Genomic DNA, 22658 nt, shown 5'->3' with positions numbered 1-22658 from the left:
CCGCTTGCGGGAGAGGTCGGCGCGTCCGGGCGATGCGAAGCATCGTCCCGCGCGCCGGGTGAGGGCTTTCTCCTCTGGGGGATTGCCCCGTTGCGGAAACACCCTCTCCCCGACCCTCTCCCGCAAGCGGGAGAGGGAGTGCACCTCGCTCGTTGCAGCGATCAGGCTCGTGTTTATCGTAATCTAGTCCAGGACTTTTCCGACGCGTGTCCATTCGGTTTCGCTGCCGGGTAGCCCGAGGCGCAGCCATGTCGGCTCGCGCGCAAACACGCGCGACCAGATATGGCCATGAGCCAGCTTCTCCTGCGCAGCCAGCGCGTCAGGCGTCTGGTAGAGACGAAACAGCGGCGTGCCGCCGACCAAGGTCCAGCCTTGCGGTCGCGCCATCTCGTCGAGGCGGACGCAGTCGTGCGCAAGCCGCGCGGATGTGGCCGCGGCCCAGGCATTGTCGCGCAAGGCGCGGCAACCGATCGCGATTGCTGCGCCCGAGACCGGCCACGGACCCGAGAACTCAGCGAGCCTGGCGATGTCGGCGGCATTGCCGACGGCGAAGCCCAGCCGCAGGCCGGCAAGCCCGTAGAATTTCCCGAACGAGCGCAGGACCAGCAGCCGCGGCCGATCCGCTTCGGATGCAAGCGACAGCAGCGGAACGGCGTCGGCAAAGCTCTCGTCGATCACGAGGCGGCCGACGCGCGGCATTAGCGCCAGCAAATCCTTCGGCGCATGATTCCGGCCGTCGGGATTGTTGGGATTGACGACGATGGCGAGGTCCGCACCGGCCAACGCGTCGAGATCACCGGTCTCCTGCACATCCCAGCCCGCGGCCGACAGCACCCCGGCATATTCATTATAGGTCGGCGCGAGGATGCGGGCGCGGCCGGGCGGCGCAAGCTGCGGCAGCAATTGAATGGCGGCCTGCGCGCCGCCAAGCGCGACGATCGGCGCGCTGGTGCGATAGGCGTGCCGCGCGGCCTGATGCAGCGCGTCGATCTCGGCACGCGAGGGCAGCGCGCTCCACGCACGCGCGCTCAGTTCGCCCACGGGATACGGCGACCGGTTGATCCCGGTCGACAGATCGATCCAATCCTCGGCGCGTCCGCCAAAACGCTCCTGGGCTTGATCGAGATTTCCGCCGTGCTCACGCATGCCCCGTTCTTTCACGCGAAGGCCAGGATCGCAAGCACGCCGGCGAGCAGCAGCATGGCACGGCGATAGACCGTCAGTCCCTCGCCGATATCCGCGGCAAGCGGATCGCGCGCGCCCTCGTTGAGCCAGGGTTCGTTCGTGATGCTGCCGTGATAGATGCGGGGACCGCTGAGCCGTACGCCGAGTGCACCGGCCATCGCCGCTTCGGGCCAGCCGGCGTTCGGCGAGCGATGACGGCGCGCATCGCGCGTCATGCACGCCAGCGCCTCCGACCGACGCGGTGCCAGCAGCACGAACAGGAATCCGGTCAGCCGCGCCGGGATGAAATTGGCGACATCGTCGATGCGCGCCGCGGCCCAGCCAAAGGCTTCGTGCCGTTCGCTGCGATGGCCGATCATGGAGTCCAGCGTATTGATGGCCTTGTAGCCCAGAATGCCCGGAAGGCCGAACAGCGCGCCCCAGAACACCGGGGCGACGATACCGTCGGAGGTGTTCTCGGCAAGACTCTCGATCGCCGCGCGCGCGATGCCGGCCTCGTCGAGCGCCGTGGGATCGCGACCGACGATGCGCGAGACCGCCGCGCGGGCGCTGGCGATATCGCCGGCCAGCAACGGGGTCGCGACCGCAGCGACGTGATCATGCAGCGAACGCAGCGCGACCAGCGGCCAGGCCAGGATGCCGACCAGCACGATCTCGATCCAACCTATGGGAAGCAAGGACTGAATCATCCAGCCGATCACGACGGAGACTGCAATCACCAAGAGCGCTCCGGCGGTGCCGGCAGCGCGGCGCAGCGCCGGGGCATCGGAGGCGCGATTCCAGCCGCGATCGATAGCCGCAATCACCTGCCCCAGCCAGGTCACGGGATGGCCGATCCGCGCGAACAGCCATGCCGGCCAGCCCAGGAGGGCATCCACCGCCATCGCCACCACCATCGCGCCCGCAAAGCCCAATCCCGCCTCCTGTCCCGCCCCTGTTGCGCAAAGCAAGGCGCGAGCGCAAGCCCCTTCGCGCTTGATTTCGGCTTTGTCTTTGACCGCGTTTGATGATTAGTCAGGCCCAAAGGAGACCTCGATGGCCGTCATCTTGATCACCGGCGGAGCGCGATCCGGCAAGAGCAAGCGCGCGGAAATGCGCACGCGCGCCTTTCCCGGGCAGCCCGTCTATGTCGCAACGGCCGAGGCGCTCGACACCGAGATGGAAGCGCGCATCGCAAAGCATCGCGCGAGGCGCGGAACCGACTGGATCGAGCGCGAGGTGCCGCTCGATCTCGTGTCCGCGCTGGTCGCGAGCGATGGCGGCGGCGCGCGGCTTGTCGACTGCCTGACGCTGTGGCTCTCCAATTTGATGCATGCGACGCGCGACTGGGAGCACGAGGTGACCGAGCTCGCCAGCGCCCTGCCCCGTCTGAAGAGCCCCGTTGTCCTCGTCACCAACGAGGTCGGCCTCGGCATCGTGCCCGACAACGCGCTGGCGCGCAGTTTTCGCGATGCCGCCGGGATCATGAACCAGATGATCGCGGCCGCCGCCGATGAAGTCGAATTCGTCGTCGCCGGCCTTCCCATGAAACTGAAATGATGCCGCGCGCCGAGCTTCTCAAAGACATCGTCGCCGATCTCAGAATGGCGGCGTCGTTCGTGACGATCCTTCCCGTGGCATCGTCGAAGCCGGCAGGTGACGGCGCAATCGCGCGCGCGACCTGGGCGCTTCCCGTCGCGGGAGTGCTGGTCGGCCTTGCCGGCGCTTTCGCCTACAAGGTTGCCATGTGGTTCGGGCTGACGCCGAACCTTGCTGCCCTGCTCGCTCTGGTTACGACCGCCCTCGTCACCGGCGCGCTGCACGAAGATGGCCTAGCAGACACCGCCGACGGGCTCGGCGGCGGCCGCACACGCGAGCGCAAGCTGGAGATCATGCGCGACAGCCGCATCGGCACCTACGGCGTATGCGCGCTGATTCTCTCATTCGGCCTGCGCTGGAGCGCGCTCGCGACCATCGCCGATCCGGTTGCCGTCGCACTCGCGCTTTGCGCCGCGCATGCTGCTGCCCGCGCCGGCGTGCCGGCCTTCATGGCCCTGGTCCCGCCCGCCCGGCCGGACGGGCTGTCGGCAAGCGCCGGCGCGCCGCCGGGCCGGAGCATCGCCCTCGCCTTTGCCGTCGGGATGCTCGCGCTCGTCCTGGCCCTTGGTCCGGGCAAGGCGCTGGTCGGCCTCATCCTGCTGTCGCTCGCCGGATTGATGCTGGCGCGGCTCGCGATCCGTCAGATCGGCGGGCAGACCGGCGACATCCTCGGCGCGTTCGAGCAGCTGGGCGAGATCATCATCCTGCTGGTCGCCGCTTCCTTCCAGATCGGAGGCTGATTCATGGTCGAGTTCGACGACAGCTTCCGCCGGCAATTGCACGAGCTGTTCGTGTGGCGCCGCGACGTGCGCCGCTTTCGCAGCGATCGTCTGCCGGACGGCGCCATGGACCGCCTGATCGAGACCGCCTGCCTCTCGCCCTCGGTCGGCCTCAGCCAGCCCTGGCGCTTCGTCATCGTCGACGATGCCGCGTGCCGCCGCGCCGTGATCGACGATTTCAGGGCGTGCAACGCCGATGCGCTGAGCCGCTATTCCGGCGAGCGCGCCGCGCGCTACGCCACGCTGAAACTGTCGGGCCTCGAGCAGGCGCCCGGCCATCTCGCGGTGTTCGCCGACAAGACCGGCGACATCGGCCACGGTCTCGGCCGCGCCACCATGCCGGAGACCACGGAATATTCCGTGGTCGCCGCCATCACCGCGATGTGGCTCGCCGCGCGCTCCGAAGGCATCGGGCTCGGCTGGGTGTCGATCCTCAATCCGGATCGCGTGCACGCCATCCTCGACGTGCCAGCCAGCTGGAAGTTCATCGCCTATCTCTGCATCGGCTATCCGGAAGCCGAATGCGATCAGCCGGAGCTCGAGCAGGCGAAATGGGAGCACCGGCGCGGATCGGACGAGTTTACGCTAAGGCGGTAGAGGCCGGCCCAGCTCCATCCTCCGTCATTGCGAGCGCAGCGAAGCAATCCAGAGATCTTTCCGCGGAGGGATTCTGAATTGCTTCGTCGCAAGGGCTCCTCGCAATGACGGGTGAGAGAGCGGCGCTCGCAATGACGACCGAAAGAGGCGGCGTTCTATGCTGTCCCTTCGCTCGCAGGCGCTACGACTTGCTCCTGTCCGCCGCCGGCGCCGCGCTTTCCTTCTGGAACATCAATAGCGGCCGGAAGATGACGCGGCCATAAGCCTCGTAATGGTTCTGGGTGGACACCGACACCTTCAGCGGTGTCGCATAATTCGCCTCGAACGTCATGAACGGCGCATAGGTCCAGGAAAATCCCACGCCGACTGACGACATTTCGGTGACACCGGGGAAGGTCGAATACACCGCACCCCAATCGGTGAAGATATAAGTGTCGAAGCCCCTGAGCCATTGCGACCAATTGTAGTGCAGCTCCGCGTTGAAATAATAGCCGCTGTCGCCGGACGCCGCGTTGGAGGGATAGCCGCGCACCGTCGTGGGGCCGCCGATCGAGAAGATCTGGTCGCCCGGCAGCAGCGTCTCCGGCGTGTATTGCCAGCTGGCCAGCACGTTGGCGCTGAAGTTCGCCGGCCCCGCGGCGCTGGTCGCGATCAGCGAGCCGGTATAGGTGTTGAACGCGCGGTTGTTGCCGAGCACGTAATCATGCCAGGCGATGTAGTTCACCGCCGGCGAGACCGTGATCGAATAGGTATTGCCGGACTTGGTCACCGAGATGCCCGCCGTGGTCTTGTCGTAGTGATTGTCGGTGACGGCAACCGTACCGAAGCGGCTGACCGTCTTGCCCTCGGTCAAGGCGGCGTTGACCAGCACCAGCCAATCCTGCGTCACCCAGACCGGCTGACTGAAATTGACCGCGGCCTGGCTCGAGCGGCCGGTGACGTCGAGCGCGACGAAGGGACCCTGGATGATCTTGATCTTGCCTTCGGTATAGCTGACGCCGGCGCGGCCGCCCCAGGGATTGACCGGGATGCTGTAGGCGACATTGCCGTTGAGATTGCCGTCGGAGCGGACGCCGTAGAAGGTCAGGCGATCATCGACGCCGAACAGGCCGTGGCGCTTGTAGAAGCCCCCGCCCTCCCAGCGCCCGGTGTTCTCCGCGCCCTGGTTGTCGACGAACAGCTGCAAGGTGTCGGTCGGCGGCTCGATCACCGCGAACTGGAGGTCGGTGAGGCCGAAACTCGTGCCGGGCTGCAGCAGCGCCTTGATCTGCACGTCGTTGGTCCGGTTGAACCAGATCACGTCGCGGTTGAGCTTGGGAACGTCGAGCACCTCGCCCTCTGGCTCCTTCACGCGTTGAAGGATGTAGTCGGCGCGGGTCTGCTTGTTGCCCTCCACGGTCGTCTTCTGCAGCCGGCCTTCGGTCAGCTTGATGCGAACGACGCCTCCCTTGGCGTCCTGCTCGGGCAGCGTCGCGATACCCGTGACGATGCCGCGCGCGGCATAGACGGCGTTGATGTCGGCGACGAGCTGCAGCAGCGCGGCGATGTCGACGTCCTTGCCGACATATTTCTTCGCGATCTCGTCCAGCTCGGCCGGGGTGATGAACTTGGACTCGTCGAACGTGACCTTGCGCAGGCGGAATTTCGGCCCGCCCGGCTTGAGGAGCTGGGACTTCTCCCGCTCGCCGCCGACCACCGCCGGCCCGGTGAGCTTGGGCGGCGCGCTCTGCTGCTCGAGCTGCCGCCGTTGCCGGTCGACGTCGGTCTGGATTACGCCGGGATTGATCGACTGGGCGCGCGCGGATGCGAGGCAGGACGCTGCAAGCCCGATCGCCAAAGCTGCCCGCAGAACCCGCATTCCCTTACCACGCCTCCGCCAGACGGCTCACGGCCGGTTTTATTGTCTGGACCGCAGCGTCCTTCCAGCCCGCGCGATCCACGCGCTGCCCCTTCTGGCGCGGCTTGCGCACCTCGCTGAGCCCCTCGATGTTCACGGCGGGGCCGTTGCCCACGGCCTCGACAGGCCGCGGCATCAGCAGCGCGTCGAGCCGCGCCTGGCCGGAGAGGCCGAGCAGGTAGAACGTCCCGGCATCCTTCTTCGCAAGCCAGGTCTCGATGCTCTCGTTGCCCTCGCCGTCGACCGAGATGTTGCGCACCATGCTGGCGCCGGTGAAGTCGTAGCAGCAGGTGTGACTCGGCCCGTAATTGGTCACCGTCGCCGAGATGTTGCCGGTGTAGAACACCACATAGGCATTGCTGACATTGGCGTTGCCGGCCTGGCTCATCGTGAACACGCCGCCCGGCTGGTAGAGCTGGAGCGCGGGCCAATTGGACGGCGCGGGCGTGCGATTGTTGAGCAACACCTGCGCGTTCGCCGTGGTCAGCATCAGCTGACCCGGAACGTAGCCGTTGATGATCGAGACGGCGGGCGCGTCGGTCCAGAAGGTCGCATCCACCACCCTGAACTGGTTGATGATGATGAGTTCAGGGTCGATCGCGACGTCGGCGGACTTCGCGACGCCGCCATTGTAGCCGGTGATGTTCATGACCAACGGAATTGCCGGCGTCGAGCGGATCTGCTCGCCCTTGACGTTGATCGTGTCGGCGGCGAGGTCGAGCTGTTTCACGACGCTGACCCAGCCGATGGTCAGCTCACCCGGCGAGGTCATCTTGATGGTGTTGCCCCGGATGCGGTCGAGCGAGACCGGGCCGGCCGAGACGAAATGCGTGTCGCCGTTGGCGGAGATCGATCCGCCGCGGATCGCACCCGTATCGGAGCGCAGGTCGACGTCGCCGATATCGCCCGGGATGCCCGTCGTGGTGAGCTGGCTGAAAACGATATCGTTCACGGCATGCAAGGTCTGCGTGCCGCCACTGACGGCCGTTCCGAGGTTGATCGCACCCGTCGTCGCGGTGACGCCGAGCGAGCCGCCGACATCGAGATTGTCCCACTGAACGACCGTGCCGCTAAGGATCGCGTTGCCGGTCGAGGCCGTGAGGTTATGACCGGTGTTGGTGCCCGCCGCGATCAGCCTGGCCGAGCCGTGGGCCGAGACCGAGCCGAGCGTGGCCGCGCCGCCCGCCATCACCATCTGCGCCAGGATGAAACCGTTCTCGGCGGTGACGTTGATGCTGCCGGCATCGCCGTTGATACCCGTCGCCGTCAACGCATTGAAGATGACGTTGTCGCGGGCGTGGACGGTCTGCGTGCCGCCGCTCTGCGCGGTCTGGAACGTGATGCTGCCCTGCTCCGCGGTCGCGCCGAGCGTGGTTCCGACGTTAAGCGTGTTCCAGTTGATCGGGCCGCCGGCGGTCAGCAGACCTGAACCGGTGGCGGCGGCGAACGTGTTGCCGGTGATGGTCGTAGCGGCCAGCAGGCTCGCCGAGCCGTGGGCCGAGACCGAGCCCAGCGTGGTCACCCCACCCGAGGTTGCTGTTTGCGCCAGGATGAAGCCGGTGTCGGCCGTGACGTTGATGTTGCCGACATCGCCGCCATGGCCGGTGGTCGCGAGCAACTTGAACGTCACGTTCGCCGTCGCATGGACCGTCTGCGAGCCGCTGCTGTCGGCTGTGCCGATGACGATGCTGCCATTGCTCGCCACGGCGCGGAAAGACCCGCTCGCGCCGGTCGCGGTGCCCGCCAGCACCTGGTCGAGCGTCAGCCCCCCGGTGCCGATGATGTCGACGCTGCCCTTCGCCGCGGACAGCAGGCTGGCCTCGGTGTCGGTGAGAGCCTCGACATAGATGTCGCCGGCACTCGTGCTCGCCGACAGCCGCGCGGCGCTGAGGACGAACCGGCTCGTCGCATTGCCGATGCCGTTCGACGCGGTCAACGACAGCCCTGCGCCCGCGCCCGAAGCGACGAACTTGGTCTGCCCATCGCCGTTGTCGACGATGGCTCCCAGCGAGGCGACGCCGCCGGCGGTGACGATGATCGAGGGTGCATTGGAGGCCGCCGCATAGGAGAGCGACGAGTTCAGCTGGCCGATCGTCGCATCGCCCGTGGTGGTCAGCGAGATCAGTCCGGCCGCGTTGATGGCCGAATTGGCGCCCATCGACAGCGTCGCTGCGACCAGCGTGACACCATCGGAGCTGCTGGTCGCAACCACCGGCGCCACGCCGGTGCCGGCGGCAAAGGTCATGCCGCGATTGGCGAGCAGCTGCATCAGGCCGCCGCTGGCGATGCCGGCATTGACGGTGAGCGCGCCGCGCGCAACGTTCAACGTCAGCGCACCACCGGCCGTCAGCATCCCGGAGGTGCCGCTGCTGCCGACCACGAAGTCGCCGGTGACGGCGAGGATGCTGAGGTCGCCGACTGCCGAGCCGGTCACCGTGCCGGAGATGTTCACCTGCAGCGGTTGGAAGGCCCCGCCGTTGAAGCCGATATGGCCGCCGACGCGCAGATCGAGGTCGGTGCCGAGAATGTGGATCGCGTCGCGGTCCGTGAAGCCGGCCTCGGCGTAGATGCTGCCGGTCGCGGCGAGCTGGATCGCATTGCCAGCAGAAATGTTGCCGAGAATGAGATCGCCGGTGGTCTGCTTCACATAGATGCCCTGGGCCGACGAGACCTGGTCCAGCTGGTCGTTGCCGGGATCGGCGAAGGCGATCTGGAGAGCGTTCGAGCTCGCGCCGACATTGCCGCGTTCCGCGATCAGGGTCAGGTTGGCGATGTCGCCCGAAATCACGGCCCCACCCGCATTGGCGGAGATGCCAGTGACCGCGTCGAGCTTGACGTCGCCGCGGCCGGTCACCTCGATGCCGTTGGCCTGCGCGGCGGCGATCGGGCCGTAGCTCGCGGTGACGCCGCCGAGCGCGAGGTTGTTCTTGCTGCCGAGATAGACATTCGTCAGCGCTTTCGCCGAGATCGCGATCGGATTGTCGACGACGACGAGGTTCTGCTGCGACAGGCTGACCGTATAGGTCGTGACATGGGTTGTCGGGTCGGTGACCGCGCCGACGGTGAGCTGGCCGGGGCCGGCCGTGGCGAGCAGGCCCCTCTGCTCCGGCGTCAGCGACGACGAATCGACGCTGGTGAAGGTGAAGGTCTGGGGCGCGGCCGAATTGCCGACCGAGCCGCGCGGCGCGTAGAGCATGATCTGGTTGGCGCTGACATTCGCGATCACGTTGTCGTCGATCGGCGGCGGCGCCGCGCCGACGGCCGACGACGACACCGTGTAGGCGAGCTGGCTCTGCGTCCACTGCGAGCCCGCGGTGATGAGGCCGTAGACCCGTTCGGTCGATGCAAGCGTATAGGAGTAGCTCGCATTGTAGGCGTTCAGCGCGGTTTGCAGCGCCGTATTGGTCGGCAGGCGCTGATTGGCCGTCGAAACGCCGTCGAACAGCTTCGTGAACAGGGTCGACGACAACGAGCTGCCGAACAGCGTCCCCAACGGATCCGCGGGTGCGCTGCCGAGCAAGGTCGTCAGCGAGCTCTTGAGCTGGTCGGTGCTGATCTGGCCCAGCAGGAACTGATCCTTCAGGAACCGCGTCGTGGCCTCGGTCTTCATCTGCGTCGCCGTGACGTCGGCGGGATCGATGCCGAGCTTGGCAGCCACCTGCGCCCGCAGCACGGTCAGCCCCACCGAAGTCGGAGCGTAGGTGCTGCCGTTCGGGAAGGCGATGTTCCTGAGCTGGAAGTAGTCGTTATAGGCCGACGTCACCATCGACTGGTAGCTGTTGACGGCATTCGTCGCGGCATTGCCGCTGAGCAGGTCGAGGCTCGCCCAGACGTCCTGGAGATGCTGGCTCTGCGCCGGGGTCAGACCGACCGCCGGCCGGCCGTTCAGGATGCTGGCCTGGTTGCCGTCGGCGCCGGCCGCCTCCAGGAATACAGGACCGCCGGTGGACTGCACCGTGCCGAGGCGCAGATCGCCCTTGGACTGGACGATGTAGGTTCCGGTGGCTGAAGCGCTGTCGAGAACACCGCCGTCGACGGTGCCGTCCGGCTGCGTGGTCCCCGTCGCCTGGATCACCAGAGGATTGATGTTGGTCAGGGTGGATGCGCCGTTGACGACGGCGCTCGTCGCACCGATCGCGCCGGCGCTGGAATTGATCTCGACATTCTTGCCGATCACGACCGGGCTGGCGACGTTGTAAGCAGCCGCCGAGTTGATGTCGCCGGTCGCCGAGATGAAGACGCTGCCCTGCAGCGCGCGGCCAGAGACACCCGAATTGACGGCGACCTGGTTGATCGAGAGCGCGCCGACCGCCGCGATCGCGATGTCGTGGTCGATCGATGCCGCGGTCAGATTGCCACCGTAGACCTGCACCTGGACCGGCCTCCCGTTGGCGCCGAGCGAACCGATGCCGCCATCGGCCTGCAGCGTGACGTTCTTGCCCGAGATCATCGGGTTGGTCGCGTTCGCCCCGGACGCGATGGCCGAATTGGCACCTGTCGCGATCACCGTCGTCGACCCCGAAAGATTGTTGATCGGCCCGTTGATGACGATTCCGGAGTTCGAGCTGACATTGACCGTGCTCGCACCGCCGCCGCTGAACTGGATGTTGATCGGGTTCGACGCCTTCACCGTGTTGGTCAGCGTCAGGGTCAAATGATCGTAGATCTGCTGGTACCAGTTGAACTGGGCGTCCGCGCCGCAGCACTTCTCGGGATGCGTGTTGCCGCCGGCATTGTGATAGGAACCGGTCGCGGTGATGACTTCCTGGAAGTTGGCGGTCTGCAATTGGCCGGTGTTGCCGCCCCCGCCGGTGGCCTGCATCACGTTCTCGACCAGGCTGACGGTGCGGGTCCAGTTCTCCCCGGTCGCCGCATTCGGCGTATAGTGCCAGCCATAATCGAACTGCGTGCTGGTCGTCGGGCGGTCGAGCGTCGCCGTGTCGACCCATTGGTAGTACATGTTGGGCTTCACCGCGTACTGGATGCCCGCCGTTCCGCTCATCCCGGTCAGCATGGCGCCAGTGTATGCGCTCGCATTGACGCCGGCCGTCCTGTACGTCGACACTTGCTGGGCGCCCGCAGCGGAGGGATTGTAGACGTACCACGTGGTCTGCTGCTGAAGCTGATCGACGATCTGGATCACGCTGGGCGCGCTCACGCCGGTGTTGATGGTGTTGGTGACGAGCTGGAGCCCGGTCGTATTGTTGACCGTGATCGATCCGGCACCACCCTTGACCGCGATGGTGCCTTGCGACACGCCGTTCTCGGTCGAGGTCGAGATGATCTTGCCGTTCAGATAGACGTAGCCGCCCGAGCCCTGCACCACGCCGTTGACGAGGATCTGGTCGGTGAGCGCATTGTATCTCACCCCGATCTTGAGATCGCTGGCGACCCGCGTCGTCGCGGCGGCCGTGATATCGTAATAGCTGCCGTTGCGGGCGTTGGCCTGGGCCTGCGCGAAGGCCGCGCTGTCGTTCTTGAGGCTGTTGATCGCGGACAACGCGCCGCCGCCGATGTCGACCGAGTAATTGCTGCTCGTGCCGCTCTGGATGAGGCCGTTGACGTTGATGACGCCCGCCGAAATGATGATCGCCTGTCCCAGGATGAAGGGCGCGTTCGCCGGGTTCTGGTATCCCGAGGGCGTGGTCGAGCTCCAGTTCGACTGCGCGTTCGTATTGGCAGTCCTCGGCGTGATCACGTCGTTCTGGATATTGACGACCTGGAAGTAGGCCGCGCATCCCGAGCAATTGAACGGCGAATAGAAGGTCGACGTGTGGTTGGTGGTGACGGTGTTGCCTTGGGCATCCGTCGAGGTCGTGGTGTAGTCGTAGGTCGTGTTGCTGAAGACGCCCTGGCCGGCATAGGTGTTCCGCTCCCACGGCGCCGTCGAGATGGTCTGAACCGTCGGTCCTTCCATTGCCGCCAGGGTGGCGACGCTGCCCACGCTGCCGGCGTTGGGATTGCCGTTCCCCGGTGCGCCGGATCCCATCGGCAGGAAGATCGCCGAATAGAGCGACAGTCCGTCGTAATAGGTCATCAGCATGCGCGCCGTGAAGATCGTGCTGTTGGCAGCCGTTTGCTGAACGCCGGAATTGCCGTCGACGCAGCAATAGTAGAAATAAGGGTGATTGCCGCCCGCGCCGATATGCGGGCTGTACTCGTAGGCGCCATAGGCGCCGAGGAAGGTCGCCGCCGCCATCACCGCCGTCAGCGTGTCGTTGTTGGCTGGCTTGTACTGGACACCGGCCCATTGCGCGGTGACGTCGTGGTTGGAATTGTAGAAGCTGCCGATGCCGCCGAGGAACACGAACGAGCCATTGGGCGCGACCATCTGGATGGTCGCGGCATTGAGCGACTGGGACGCGACGATGCTGCCCAGATTGTTGGTGATCTTGAGCAGACCACCTTCATTGGTGACGATGCCGTCGAAATAGATGTCGGGCTTGCGCGTCAGCTGGTTGCCGTTGCCGTCGACGCCGAGCCCGCTGTCGGGATCGACCCGGTTGTAGGTCGCCGAGATGTCGATGATCGGCGTCGCGCTGGGCGTGGCGGTGAAGGTCACGTTGGAATGCGAATCCGGGTCGACATGGTCGATCTGCCGGTAGGTGATGTTGCCGCCGGTCACGTTGGTGACGGTGAGGTTCGCGAAGTCCATGAAGTCGAGGCCGCGGTTCTCGACCTTGATCATCGGCGAGCCGCGGGCGATGACCGCCGGCGCCGAATGTCCGGCGAGGCTGTTTCCGGTCAGCTTCTGCGCCAGGATCGAGACGTTGCCGGCGGACACCAGCATGTCGCCGAACGCGAAGGCGCTGCCGGGGGCGTCGGACGTATATGGCGCCTGCTGGATCAACGCGTTGATCTGGCGCTGGATGTCGCCGGTTGGATCGGCGCCGGACGGCGCCATCGTCGGCGTCGGCGTCCGGATCGCGAGGGCGGACCGGACTTGCGTCTCGGTCAGACCGGTCAAACTGACGAGCTGGTTGACGACGTTCTGGTAGGGATTGAAGCCGCCGACGACGGTGTATTGCACCGTCTGGTGGTTCCAGCTCTTGACCGGGCTGAAATGGTCGACATCGGAGACGTATTCCAGGTTGGGCGACAACGAGGAATAGGGGCTCGTCGTGCTCAGCGTCGGTGCGCCTGCACCGAGCTCGATCGTGATGAGCACGTCGCTGTTGATGCCCGCCACCACCAGGCCATTGAGCGCGACATCGCCGGTTCCGCTGGTGTGGCTGTGGTTGTCGCTGTTCTTGGCGCTGAAGATGTCCAGGTACGGATTGTAGTTGCTGCCATTGCCGGACGCGGTCACCTGCCCCTGGGTTGCACCCAGGTAGATGTCGCGAACGCCGAGCACCCGCGAGCCGTCGGCGAGCGTGAGGCTGGTGGTGTCGCCGGCATTGGCCGTGCCGCGATAAAGCGTCGAGATCGGAATGGCCGTATTGTTGTAGACGACCGTCGTCGCAGTCGCCTGGATGCTGCTGAAGGTGATGGTGTCGCCCGACATGCCGGCGAAGATATTGATGTCGCGCCAGGCCTGGATGGTCGTGCCGCTGCCGACATTGACGGCCTGGTTGGCATGGACCCAGCTGTTGGTGCTGGCGCCGACGCCCGCGATGGCGCCGTAGAGGCTGGCATTGGCATTGTTGGAGGCCGCCATCTTCGCAGCCGAGCCGACGAAGATCTTGCCGACGCTGAACAGCTCGCGGGCGTTGATATTGACCGCGAGCGTGGCGTTCGCCGTCATGTTGGATTCGGCGCCGCCGCCGGCGAAGAAGCTGGCCGTGGCGAGGCTCGCCGTGTCCCTTGTGTTCAGCGTGTTGTAGGCCTCGATGTCGATCACGCCCGTCGAGGTGCGCGGATCACCGTTGAGACTGAGGATCGTCCCCGCGCCTATGTTGGTGGTGACGGTCTGGGTGACATGGGAATCGCTCAGCGCAGCCGCCCCCGAGAACGAGCCGCCGGACCCGGACCGCGCGCCGCCACCGGCCTGGTTGACGATGTCGTTGGAAGTGACGACCATGTCGCCACCTGCCGAATTGATGATCAGATGAGTTCCGATCTCCGCCGTCGTGGTCGACACGACGTCGTTCTGCGCCTTGCCGGCGGAGACGCCGGCCGTCGATGCCTGGTAGGCATCGCCGCTCGCGGCATAATTGGTGGTGTGCTCTGCCGCAATCTTGAGGCCGCCGAAATAGAGCGTGTCGTCGCTCGTGCCGCCGTCGAAGCGCGCGTTGGTGACCGCTGTGGTATTGGTCGTGGCGACCGCCGCCGCGCCGGCATAGGTGCCGCCTGCGCCGACGGTCGCATTGGAGACATTGGCATCCGTGCCGGTCGCCGTGATCTCGAGGATGCCGGTATAGCCCGCGTGATTGAGATTATCCATGTCCGCGGGCGCGCCCAGATAGGCGTAGGTGTGCGCATTCGACGAGGTCTCGGCGACGGTCGCCCCCAGTGCCAGGAAGCCGGTCGAGAGGCCGGTCGCCTCGGCATATTGAGCACTGTCGTTCTGGGCCGCGATGACCACGTCTGCGTTCGGAAGCTCGATCCCCGTTCCGCCATACGCGCTGACGGTCGCGTTCTGGGAGGCTTTGGCGTAGCTGCCCTGCGCGCCGATCAGCGAGCCACCGCCGCCGGCGAGCGCCTTGGCCCAGGTCGTCGTGCCGCCGGTCGGAACCAGCGCCATGGCGGTCACCGCGAGCGCACCGCCCAAGAAGACGACGTCGTTGCCGACATCCGCCGTGACCGTGGCGCCGACCGTGGACTTCGCGATGGCGACACCGACCGCGCCGCCGCCGACCGAAACGCCGATCGCTTCGCTGGACAGGTTGGGCATGATCGAGGCCGTCACCAGCGTGCCGACACCGGCCGCGGACGTCGTGATCGAGGAGCCTGCGCCGATCTCGGCAGTCACGCTCGAATTCTCGTGAGCCTCCGCGTCCGCGCCGACGCCGGCGAGGATGCCGCCGCCCAACGCCGTTGCCGTCGTCGACAATCTGCCGGCACTGGATGCACCGACCGCCAGCGTCGAGACATTGACCGTGGCATCGTCCAGGACCTTCGCCGCGACCGAGCTCGACCGACCGGCCGTCGCGACCGAAGCGCCGACCGCCGCGGCGCCGCCGGTGACGCCGCCCGTGAAGACGACCTGGGTCGAGGCATCCTGCGCCATGACGGCGACGCCGGTGCCGCCCGTGCCGGTGACCTGGCCGCCGAGCTGGGCCGTCACGGTGTTCGCGACATTGCCGAAGGCCACGGCCGCCTGCGCTCCGAAGTAAAGCGCCGCGCCGCCCGCGATCGCCTCGGTGTCGATGGTCTTGCCGGCATAAGGTCCGGTGCTGGCATCCTTCACGACCGCCGCAACGGTCACGGAGGGCGCGGAGACGATCGCGCTCAGATTGGCCAGCACGCTGCTGTTGACGCTGGTGTAGCCGATGCCGGCGCCGATGCCGGCGTTCTTCGCAAAGCCGGCGCCGAGCAGATACATCTTGGCCGCGTTGGCGCTGGTGGCGCCGACATTCACCTGCGTGCCGGTGACGTTGCCGCCCGCGATCTGCGCGGTGACGCTGTCATTGCCGCCGGTGAGTACGCTGCTGACGTTGTAGGTGGACGTCACATTTGCATTGCCGGGATTGCCGGCCGTCCCGCTCGCGACCGCGTCGCTGCCCTGTGTGGTGTTGGTCCTCGCGTTTACCGCCGCGATCGTGCCGTTGCCGCCCTGATTGAGCTGGCCGGTCTGCTGTCCCTGCGTATCCGGATCGGCGGTGTTGGTGCCGATCATGATGACGCCGACGGTCGCACCGATGCCGACGCTGCCGCCGATGCCCGCCGTCACCGCGTAGGACAGCACCTCCTTGGTGCTGAGCGCATTGACGTTGATCGCACCGGACGAATTGAGATTGCTGTTGCGGCTTTCCGCGACGGTCCGGCTCTTGAACGCGACGATGTTGGCGGCGGCTCCGACGCCGACCCCTGCCCCGCTGGCGCCGACCGCGAGCGCGCCGGCGATCTCCTTGATCGCGACGTCCTCGGTGGCGTTGATGGTGACCGCGCCGGCCGCGCCGCCGGTCACCGATTGCAGCGTGGTGTCGTAGACACCGGCGATGGTGGTGTTGTTGGCGATCTCGATATTGGCCATGCCGGCGATCGCTGCCGTGCCGGTCGAGAGCGCGCCGCCGACCGCATAGGCCTCGAAGCGGTTCTTGGTGTTGGCGCGAACGTCGAGCGCACCGCTCAAATTCAGTGCGGTGGTGTGCGGCGCACTGCCGCCCTCGTAGTGGTACTCGTCGCCGACATAGGCCAGGGTCCGGTTCGAGGAAACCTGGACCAGGAATGCCGCGCCGATCGCGGCCTGGCTGCCGTAAGCGCCGGAGCCGTTCGCGGAGAAGATGCCGGTGGTGTTGTTGGCGTTCACCGTCAGCGACGAGGCCGTCAGCGCGCCGCCGTCGACATAGGCTTCCGTCGTCGCTTGGAAGACGTTCAGCCCGACCGAGCCGGTGTTGAAGCCGACCGCGATCGAGGACGCATCCTGCTCCGCGTTGGCCTTCACGGTGACTGCGCCGACCGTCGCGCTCGACGATTGGACGCCGCCGAGCGTGGCGTTGGTGATATAGGCGAAGGTCTGGCGCGACATGGTGGTGCTGATGACGGTGGCGCCACCGCCGCCATTGCCGGTGGGCGGAACGATGCCTGCACCGAACGCGCCGGAATAGGAGAAGCTCGAGGCGGCGACCTCTATCTGCGGCGCCAGCGCCGACGAGGTCAGGCGCGTGTCGATGGCGGCGCTGTCGATATAGGCCCTGGTCGCCCCGCTCATCACGTTGGTGATCGGATTGATCATGATCGCGATGCCGCTGCTCGCGGCGAGCGAGGCAACGTTGGTCACGACCGCCTGGTGCGAGCTAGCGACCACGGCAAGACCGCGCACGCTGTCCTGGTTCTCCGAGAGATCCGGCGTGTCGTCGGTCGGCGCGTGGGCGGCGCCGAGGTCGAAGGCATGGACGAGCGTGCCGTTGTTGACCGACAGCGTATCTGTGGTGCTGGTGCCGAGCGCGTCGACCTTGGTATTCGCGCCGCTGATGAAGGCCGCCGTGGTCCCGGTGATCTGGCTGGTCACCAGAGAGCCCGCACCGCCGGCCGCGCCCTTGCTGATCGACACGGCCCCGGCGAACACCGCCGCCTTGTCGTCGTTGCCGGCGATCACGCCGACATTGTTGGTGGCGGTGACGTCGGCGCCGTTGGCGCCGTTGGTGCCGGCGGCGGTGATGCTGGCGGTGACGTTGGTCCCCATCAGATTCGTGGCGACCGAGCCGGCCAGCCCGACCTGCGAGGACATCGCGATGCCGACGGCGACGGTCGAGATGCTCGCGTTCGAGTTGGCGCTGATTGCAACGTTGCCTGAGGCGGTCAGCTTGGAGCCGGTGACGCCGGCGCTGACATTGTTGGCGATGCTGCTGTTGACCAGCGCCAGGCCGGCGGCGCTGCCTTGCGTCGAAGCCCCGGCAAGGGCGGCGCTGCCGGTGATGCTGGAACTGTCGGTCGCGGTGACGGAAATGTTGCGAGCCGTGACGGATGACTGGGTCGTGCTCGACAGGTTGTTGCCGATAGAAGCCGAGACGGTATTGGCGATGGAGCTGATCGTGGTGCCGCCGACGCCGGCAAACTGCCCGGTTGCAAGTCCGAAGCCGATCGTGACCGCCTGGATCTTCGACGAATCGACCGCGCCCACGCTGACATTGCCGTTGCTGCCCGCCGACATCAGGACGTTGGCGATGGAGGCCGAATGGGTGGTCGCGATGGTGTTATAGACGATCGAGGCGCCGACATTGTTCTTGCCAGCCTGAATCAGGCCGGCGACGGAGACGATGCTGGCCCCCGGCCCGTTGCCCGTGCCGTCGTTGAGCGCGGCCGCGCCGAAATCGATGCAGTTCTGCCCGCCCGTGCCGCCGGCAACCGTGCAGGTGTCCGAGGCGAGAAGATTGTTGTTCGACTTCTTGACGAGGTTTCCAAGCGCCGTATCCAGCGCCGACACTGCACCGCTGTCCGCCAGCACCGTCACGCGGCCGACGTTGATGTTCACCGTTGCGCCGCTGGTGATATAGGCCGTCGTGGTCGACGTGATCTCGCTGACGACGATGGCGCCGGCGAGTCCGTTCGACCCCGCCCCGCCCGAGGCTGCGCCGGCCGCAATCACGCTGGCGCTGGCGGCCATGACCAGCAGGCTGTCGTAGTTCGAGATCGAGCTGCTGCGGATATGCGCGTCCGTCGCGTTTGCGCCCGTCGGATCGGCAATCGACGCATAGGTCAGCCCGATGCCGACGCCGGCCTGGCCGCCCGAGATGTACAGCGAACCACCGCCGATCGCGACGTTCGTGGTCTGGTAGGCGTCGACCTCGAGCGCGCGGTTGACGCCCGCGGACTGGCCCGTAATCGTGGAGCTCTCGATATAGGCATTGGCGCTGTCGGTGATGATGCCGACCGAGGCCGACAGCGACGCCGCGTTGGATTTCGATCCCGCGACGCCGATGGCAACGACCATCTCCGAGCCGCCATTGAGCGCCTGCACCGTCACCGAACTCTGATTGTTCATGGTGGTGCCGTAGATGTAGGCGAGCGTCGCATTGCTCGACATCGCCGCGGCGATCGCGCCGCCGATCGCGGCTCCTTGCGCGGAGGCGCCGGCCAGATTGAGCGCCGCCGAGCCGGAACCATTGTTGAGCATGGTGTCGTTGAGCGCCTGGACGATCGTGTTGGTCACCACGGTGCCGGTCGTGGTGTACTTGTTGACCGTCGTATTCCTGAGATAGGCGCTGGTGCCGAGCGAGACGTCGCTGATCGACGAGCTGCCGGCGAGATCGATGCTGAAACCTTCGGTGCTCGATCCCGAGGTCGAGCCGATCTTGCTCGCGGCCGTCGTAACGCCTCCGGCCCCTCCGGTCGCGCCGGCGCCGGCCGCGCCCGCCTTGTCGGAGAAGCTGGATGCCTGCGGCTCGGAGATCGAGGCCGCGACGGCAGCTGCGGTGATGCGCCCCGAGGTGGTCGCGCTGAGCGTCAGATTGTCGACGTTGACGGCTCCGCTGCCGCCGCCCGTGCCGGCAAACGGGTCGTCGGCGCTGAACGGACCCGGGCGAATGTCGGAATGATTGTCGCCGATATAGGCCGAGGTGTCGGCATTTGCGCCGAGGTAGGCGACCGCCAAACCGACCGCCGAGCCTCCGCTGGTGTTCCTGCTCATGGCACCGGCCAGCGTCACCACCGACAGATCCTGCTGTGCCAGGATCCCGACCGTCGGCGCATAGACGGTGGCCTGGCTCGAAATCGACGCATGCGTCGTGTTGTTCAGGAAGCCGAGCGAGGTGATGCCGTTCAGCGCCAGCGCCCCGGCGGCCTTGCCGGACGTCGGGGCCACCGCGACGAACCGGTCGGAGGTGATCGCGTTGACGGCGATGTCGTCCGCCGCGCGCACCGTCGCCCGATCCGAAATGCCGGCGATGGTCTTGGTGTTGAACTGGACGAAGTTGAGCGCGCCGCCAACCGAGGAGCCGCCGGACGTGTTGCCTGTCAGGAAGCCGAGCGTGCCGACATTGCCAGCTGCGTCGATCGACGCCGTGGTCGTGGTCGCCGCGATCTGGATGCTGGCGTCGTAGCTGTGGAGATCGCCATTGTCCATGCCGGCCGACCAGCTGCTGCCGCAGGCCGCGGTCGTGCAGGTCGCGGTCAGGCTCGCGCTGCCCGCGACCCAGGCCGTCGTGTTGTTGTTCACGACGAAATGGTTCAGCGAACCGGCGATCCCGATCGTGTCTCCGGCATCGGCCGTGGCATTGGCATAGCTGGTCAGGATGTTGCCGCCAACGCCGAGATTGCCGTTGAGGTGGCTCAACACCGCACCGAGCCCGTCCCATTTCAGCCAGGTATTGGTGATGGGCAGCTCGGTGGCGGCGTCGACGGCGATGTTCGCCGCGTTGATCAAGGCTCCGTTGCCGACATAAGCATTCGAATTGTGGGTGAAATTGCCCCAGGCGACGGCCGCGCTGATGGCCGTGCTCTCGCCGGACACTACGTCCTTGGTGATTGCGCTGGCCGTCGCGTTGCTGCGAACGCCGCGGTCGATGACGTTGCTGGCGACGGCGACGTTGCCGCTGGCATAGATGCTCGGCGCACCACCGCTGGGATTCTGCGCGATCGCAGCCGTCGCGCTCTGGGTGCTGTTGGCCAGGGAAAGTGCGGCCGCAGCCTTGAAATTGAAGTTCAGCGGCATCAGCGAGGACATGTGGTCCTGTATGATCGACGTCGGCGCGGTGACGGCGCGCAGCCCCCGTTCGATCGCCGCGATCAGCGCCGGCAGCCCGGCGATGGACGAAGCCATGGTGGAGTTGCTGGTGGTGTCGGACGTCGCCTCGACCAGAACGGAGGCGTTCATCCGGTTGGCCACATCGGTTCCGAGCGATGCGCCGAGCGTCGCAGTCACGGACGTCGTGATGTCGCTGATGGCGAACGCTCCGCCGACGCCGCCGCTCGCCCCCAGTCCGGGTGCGGCAACCGACGTTGCGCTGGTCGAGAACGAGTTGTTGTTGATCGCGCGCACCTTCAGGGTGCTGCCGCTCGCGTTCACGGTCCCGGCGGCGATGTGCGCGCCGCTCTCGACATTGGCGATCGTCGTCACCGATCCCTTGGAATAGGCCACCGTCGGGACGATCTGCGCGCTCGTCGATGCCGCAAGCGCCGAGACGGCGATGGTGGCGTCGTTGAGGGCCTTGATCTCGAGGTTGCCGCCGGCATTGACCGTCGCGCCGGAGGCCACGTTGGTCGTGGCGACGCCGTCGATCTTGCCGACGACCACGCCGGCCGCGACCGGCGTGAGGCTGCCGAGCAAGGTGGACGCGATCGCCGGATCCGAGGCGGTCTCCGATGCATGCGCGGAAATGGTGACATCGCCGCGGCCGTTGATGTCGGCATGGCTGTTGATGTTGATGGTCGCCGTGGCGCTGGCCGCGACATAGCCGCCGTTGAGGCCCAGCAGCGAGCCGGCAAGCGCCGAGCCGACGAGCGCCAGCGCCCCGACCGGCGAACCGTCGAGGAAACTCGACACGGCGGTCGAGGTCGCGGTGATCGAGACGGTGCCGCCGGTGATCTTGCCGTCGACCGTGATCGCGGTGGACGCCGTGGCCTGACCGGACAGCTTGATGTCGCTCGCCGTCGCCCGCAGCGTCACATTGCCGTCGGCGTAGGAAGTCCCGCCGAAATTGACCGACTGGGCCAGGATCTGTGCGCCATTCATGATCTCGATGTTCGGCGCGTCGATGATGACGTTGTTGGCGTTGCCGGTCGAATGGCCGGAGCCGTCGAGACGGCGGGCGTCGATCACCGCATGCGCGGCGAGCGTGATGGAGTGATCGGCCTGGATCAGGTAGTCGGCACCGGCACTGAGCCCGGCGATCGCATTCGCGATCGAGCTGTTGGAGAGCGTCACGCCGGTGTCGCCCTGGCTGGCATCGCCGACCACCAGGTCGATCGGATCGAACAGCAGCGTGCCGGCCTTGCCGTTCGGCGCGGCAACGTTGACCGCAACGCCGCGGCCGACGTCGATGATTCCGTTGGCGCTGAAGTCGACCAGGCCGCCATTGCCGGTCTTCGAACTGGCGTTGAACCTGGCTCCGCCCGCCACGGTCAGGTTCTGCGCCGCCTTCAGGCGGATCTCGCCGGCATTGCCCGTCCTGCTCGCGATGTCGAGCCTGGCGTTGCCGCCGATACCGATATTGTTGCCGGCCTGCACGGTGATGTTGCTCGGCGTCGCGGTCTTGCTGTGCGCGGCGAGGCGTCCGTTGACGCGAGCGTTGTTGACGGCGCCGATATGGATCGATCCGTTGCTGACGGTGATCGCGCCGGCGCTGCGCAGGCCCTTCGAGTTGACCGAGGCTGCGAACTTCGTGGCATGGTCGAGATTGGCGATGTCGCGCTGGCTGGCGCCGGCGACATAGACGTTCTGCCCGGTCAGGCGCACGCCGTCCTGGGCGTTGACCCGGCCGTAGATGCGGATGTTGCCGTCGGGCGAGACCGGGAACGAGCCGGCCATGAGGTTGCCGACGGCCGAGTGGTTGATCTGCCCGTTCGTGCCGATCAGGCTGTCGGTGAACTCGCGCGTCGGCGTCGAGACGTTGAGGCTGCCGACATTGACCACGCCGCTGCGGCCAACCACGAATCCCTTGGGATCGGCGAAGTAGACGTTACCGCCGATCGCACCGTTCATATAGGAGTTCAGCGTGCCGTTGACGTGGACGGGGGCGTCGCGAACGATGTTGACGAGGTTCTGCGTTCCGTTCGGCAGTTGCAGATTGACCGTGTTGCCCTGCCCGACGCTGAACTGCGAGAACGAGTTGAAGGCGTTGTTGCCGGAGACCGTCGAGGTCGTGACATTGGTGACGCTGCCGGAGGTCTGCAAGGACGTCCCTGTGCGCCCATCCGGCACGATGACGTTCGCCGTCTGCGCCTGACCGCGGACGCTGTACACCGGCAGGAAGACCATCTGCATCGCGCAGAGCAGCGACATCGAGCGGAACTGCGCAAGTCCGCGCAGGCCCCGTTCGTCAGCGTCTCGCGTCGCAGATGGTCCGCGCATTTCAGATCCT

7 protein-coding genes are annotated in these 22658 nt (G+C 66.5%); 3 read left to right on the top strand and 4 right to left on the bottom strand.

Features of this window, described 5'->3' with window-relative positions:
* Positions 1–183: 183 nt before the first annotated feature.
* Positions 184–1146: a threonine-phosphate decarboxylase CobD gene (gene cobD, locus DCM80_RS23420; protein ID WP_257193905.1), complete on the bottom strand. Its 963-nt coding sequence runs from the start codon at positions 1144–1146 to the stop codon at positions 184–186.
* Between the two features lie 11 nt (positions 1147–1157).
* Positions 1158–2099 carry an adenosylcobinamide-phosphate synthase CbiB gene (gene cbiB / locus DCM80_RS23415; RefSeq protein ID WP_257193904.1) on the bottom strand — a complete coding sequence of 314 codons (942 nt, stop codon included), beginning with the start codon at positions 2097–2099 and terminating at the stop codon, positions 1158–1160.
* Positions 2100–2220: 121 nt separating this feature from the next.
* Here cbiB and cobU point away from each other — a divergent pair, with 121 nt between their 5' ends.
* The 3 genes from cobU to bluB are packed head-to-tail and all read left to right on the top strand — an operon-like array spanning position 2221 to position 4139.
* Positions 2221–2724: a bifunctional adenosylcobinamide kinase/adenosylcobinamide-phosphate guanylyltransferase gene (cobU, locus tag DCM80_RS23410; RefSeq protein WP_257193903.1), complete on the top strand. Its 504-nt coding sequence runs from the start codon at positions 2221–2223 to the stop codon at positions 2722–2724.
* On the top strand, positions 2721–3503 hold the full coding sequence (cobS, locus tag DCM80_RS23405) for an adenosylcobinamide-GDP ribazoletransferase (RefSeq protein WP_257193901.1): 783 nt from the start codon (positions 2721–2723) through the stop codon (positions 3501–3503). Before cobU ends, cobS begins: the two co-directional genes overlap by 4 nt.
* Before the next feature lie 3 nt (positions 3504–3506).
* Positions 3507–4139, top strand: a complete 633-nt coding sequence (gene bluB, locus DCM80_RS23400; protein ID WP_257193900.1) for a 5,6-dimethylbenzimidazole synthase — start codon at positions 3507–3509, stop codon at positions 4137–4139.
* Between the two features lie 181 nt (positions 4140–4320).
* Here bluB and DCM80_RS23395 read toward each other — a convergent pair whose 3' ends face one another.
* Together DCM80_RS23395 and DCM80_RS23390 are read right to left on the bottom strand one after the other, a co-directional pair.
* The gene (locus DCM80_RS23395; protein ID WP_257193899.1) at positions 4321–5997 is read right to left on the bottom strand and encodes a ShlB/FhaC/HecB family hemolysin secretion/activation protein; all 1677 of its coding nucleotides are present in this window, start codon (positions 5995–5997) and stop codon (positions 4321–4323) included.
* Between the two features lie 4 nt (positions 5998–6001).
* Positions 6002–22648, bottom strand: a complete 16647-nt coding sequence (locus tag DCM80_RS23390) for a leukotoxin LktA family filamentous adhesin (RefSeq protein ID WP_257193898.1) — start codon at positions 22646–22648, stop codon at positions 6002–6004.
* Between the last annotated feature and the right edge of the window lie 10 nt (positions 22649–22658).

It is taken from the genome of Bradyrhizobium sp. WBOS08, assembly GCF_024585125.1.
Taxonomy (GTDB): Bacteria; Pseudomonadota; Alphaproteobacteria; order Rhizobiales; family Xanthobacteraceae; genus Bradyrhizobium; species Bradyrhizobium japonicum_B.
Note: the sequence above shows the minus strand (reverse complement) of the source record. Positions and strands in the feature narration are given on the sequence as shown.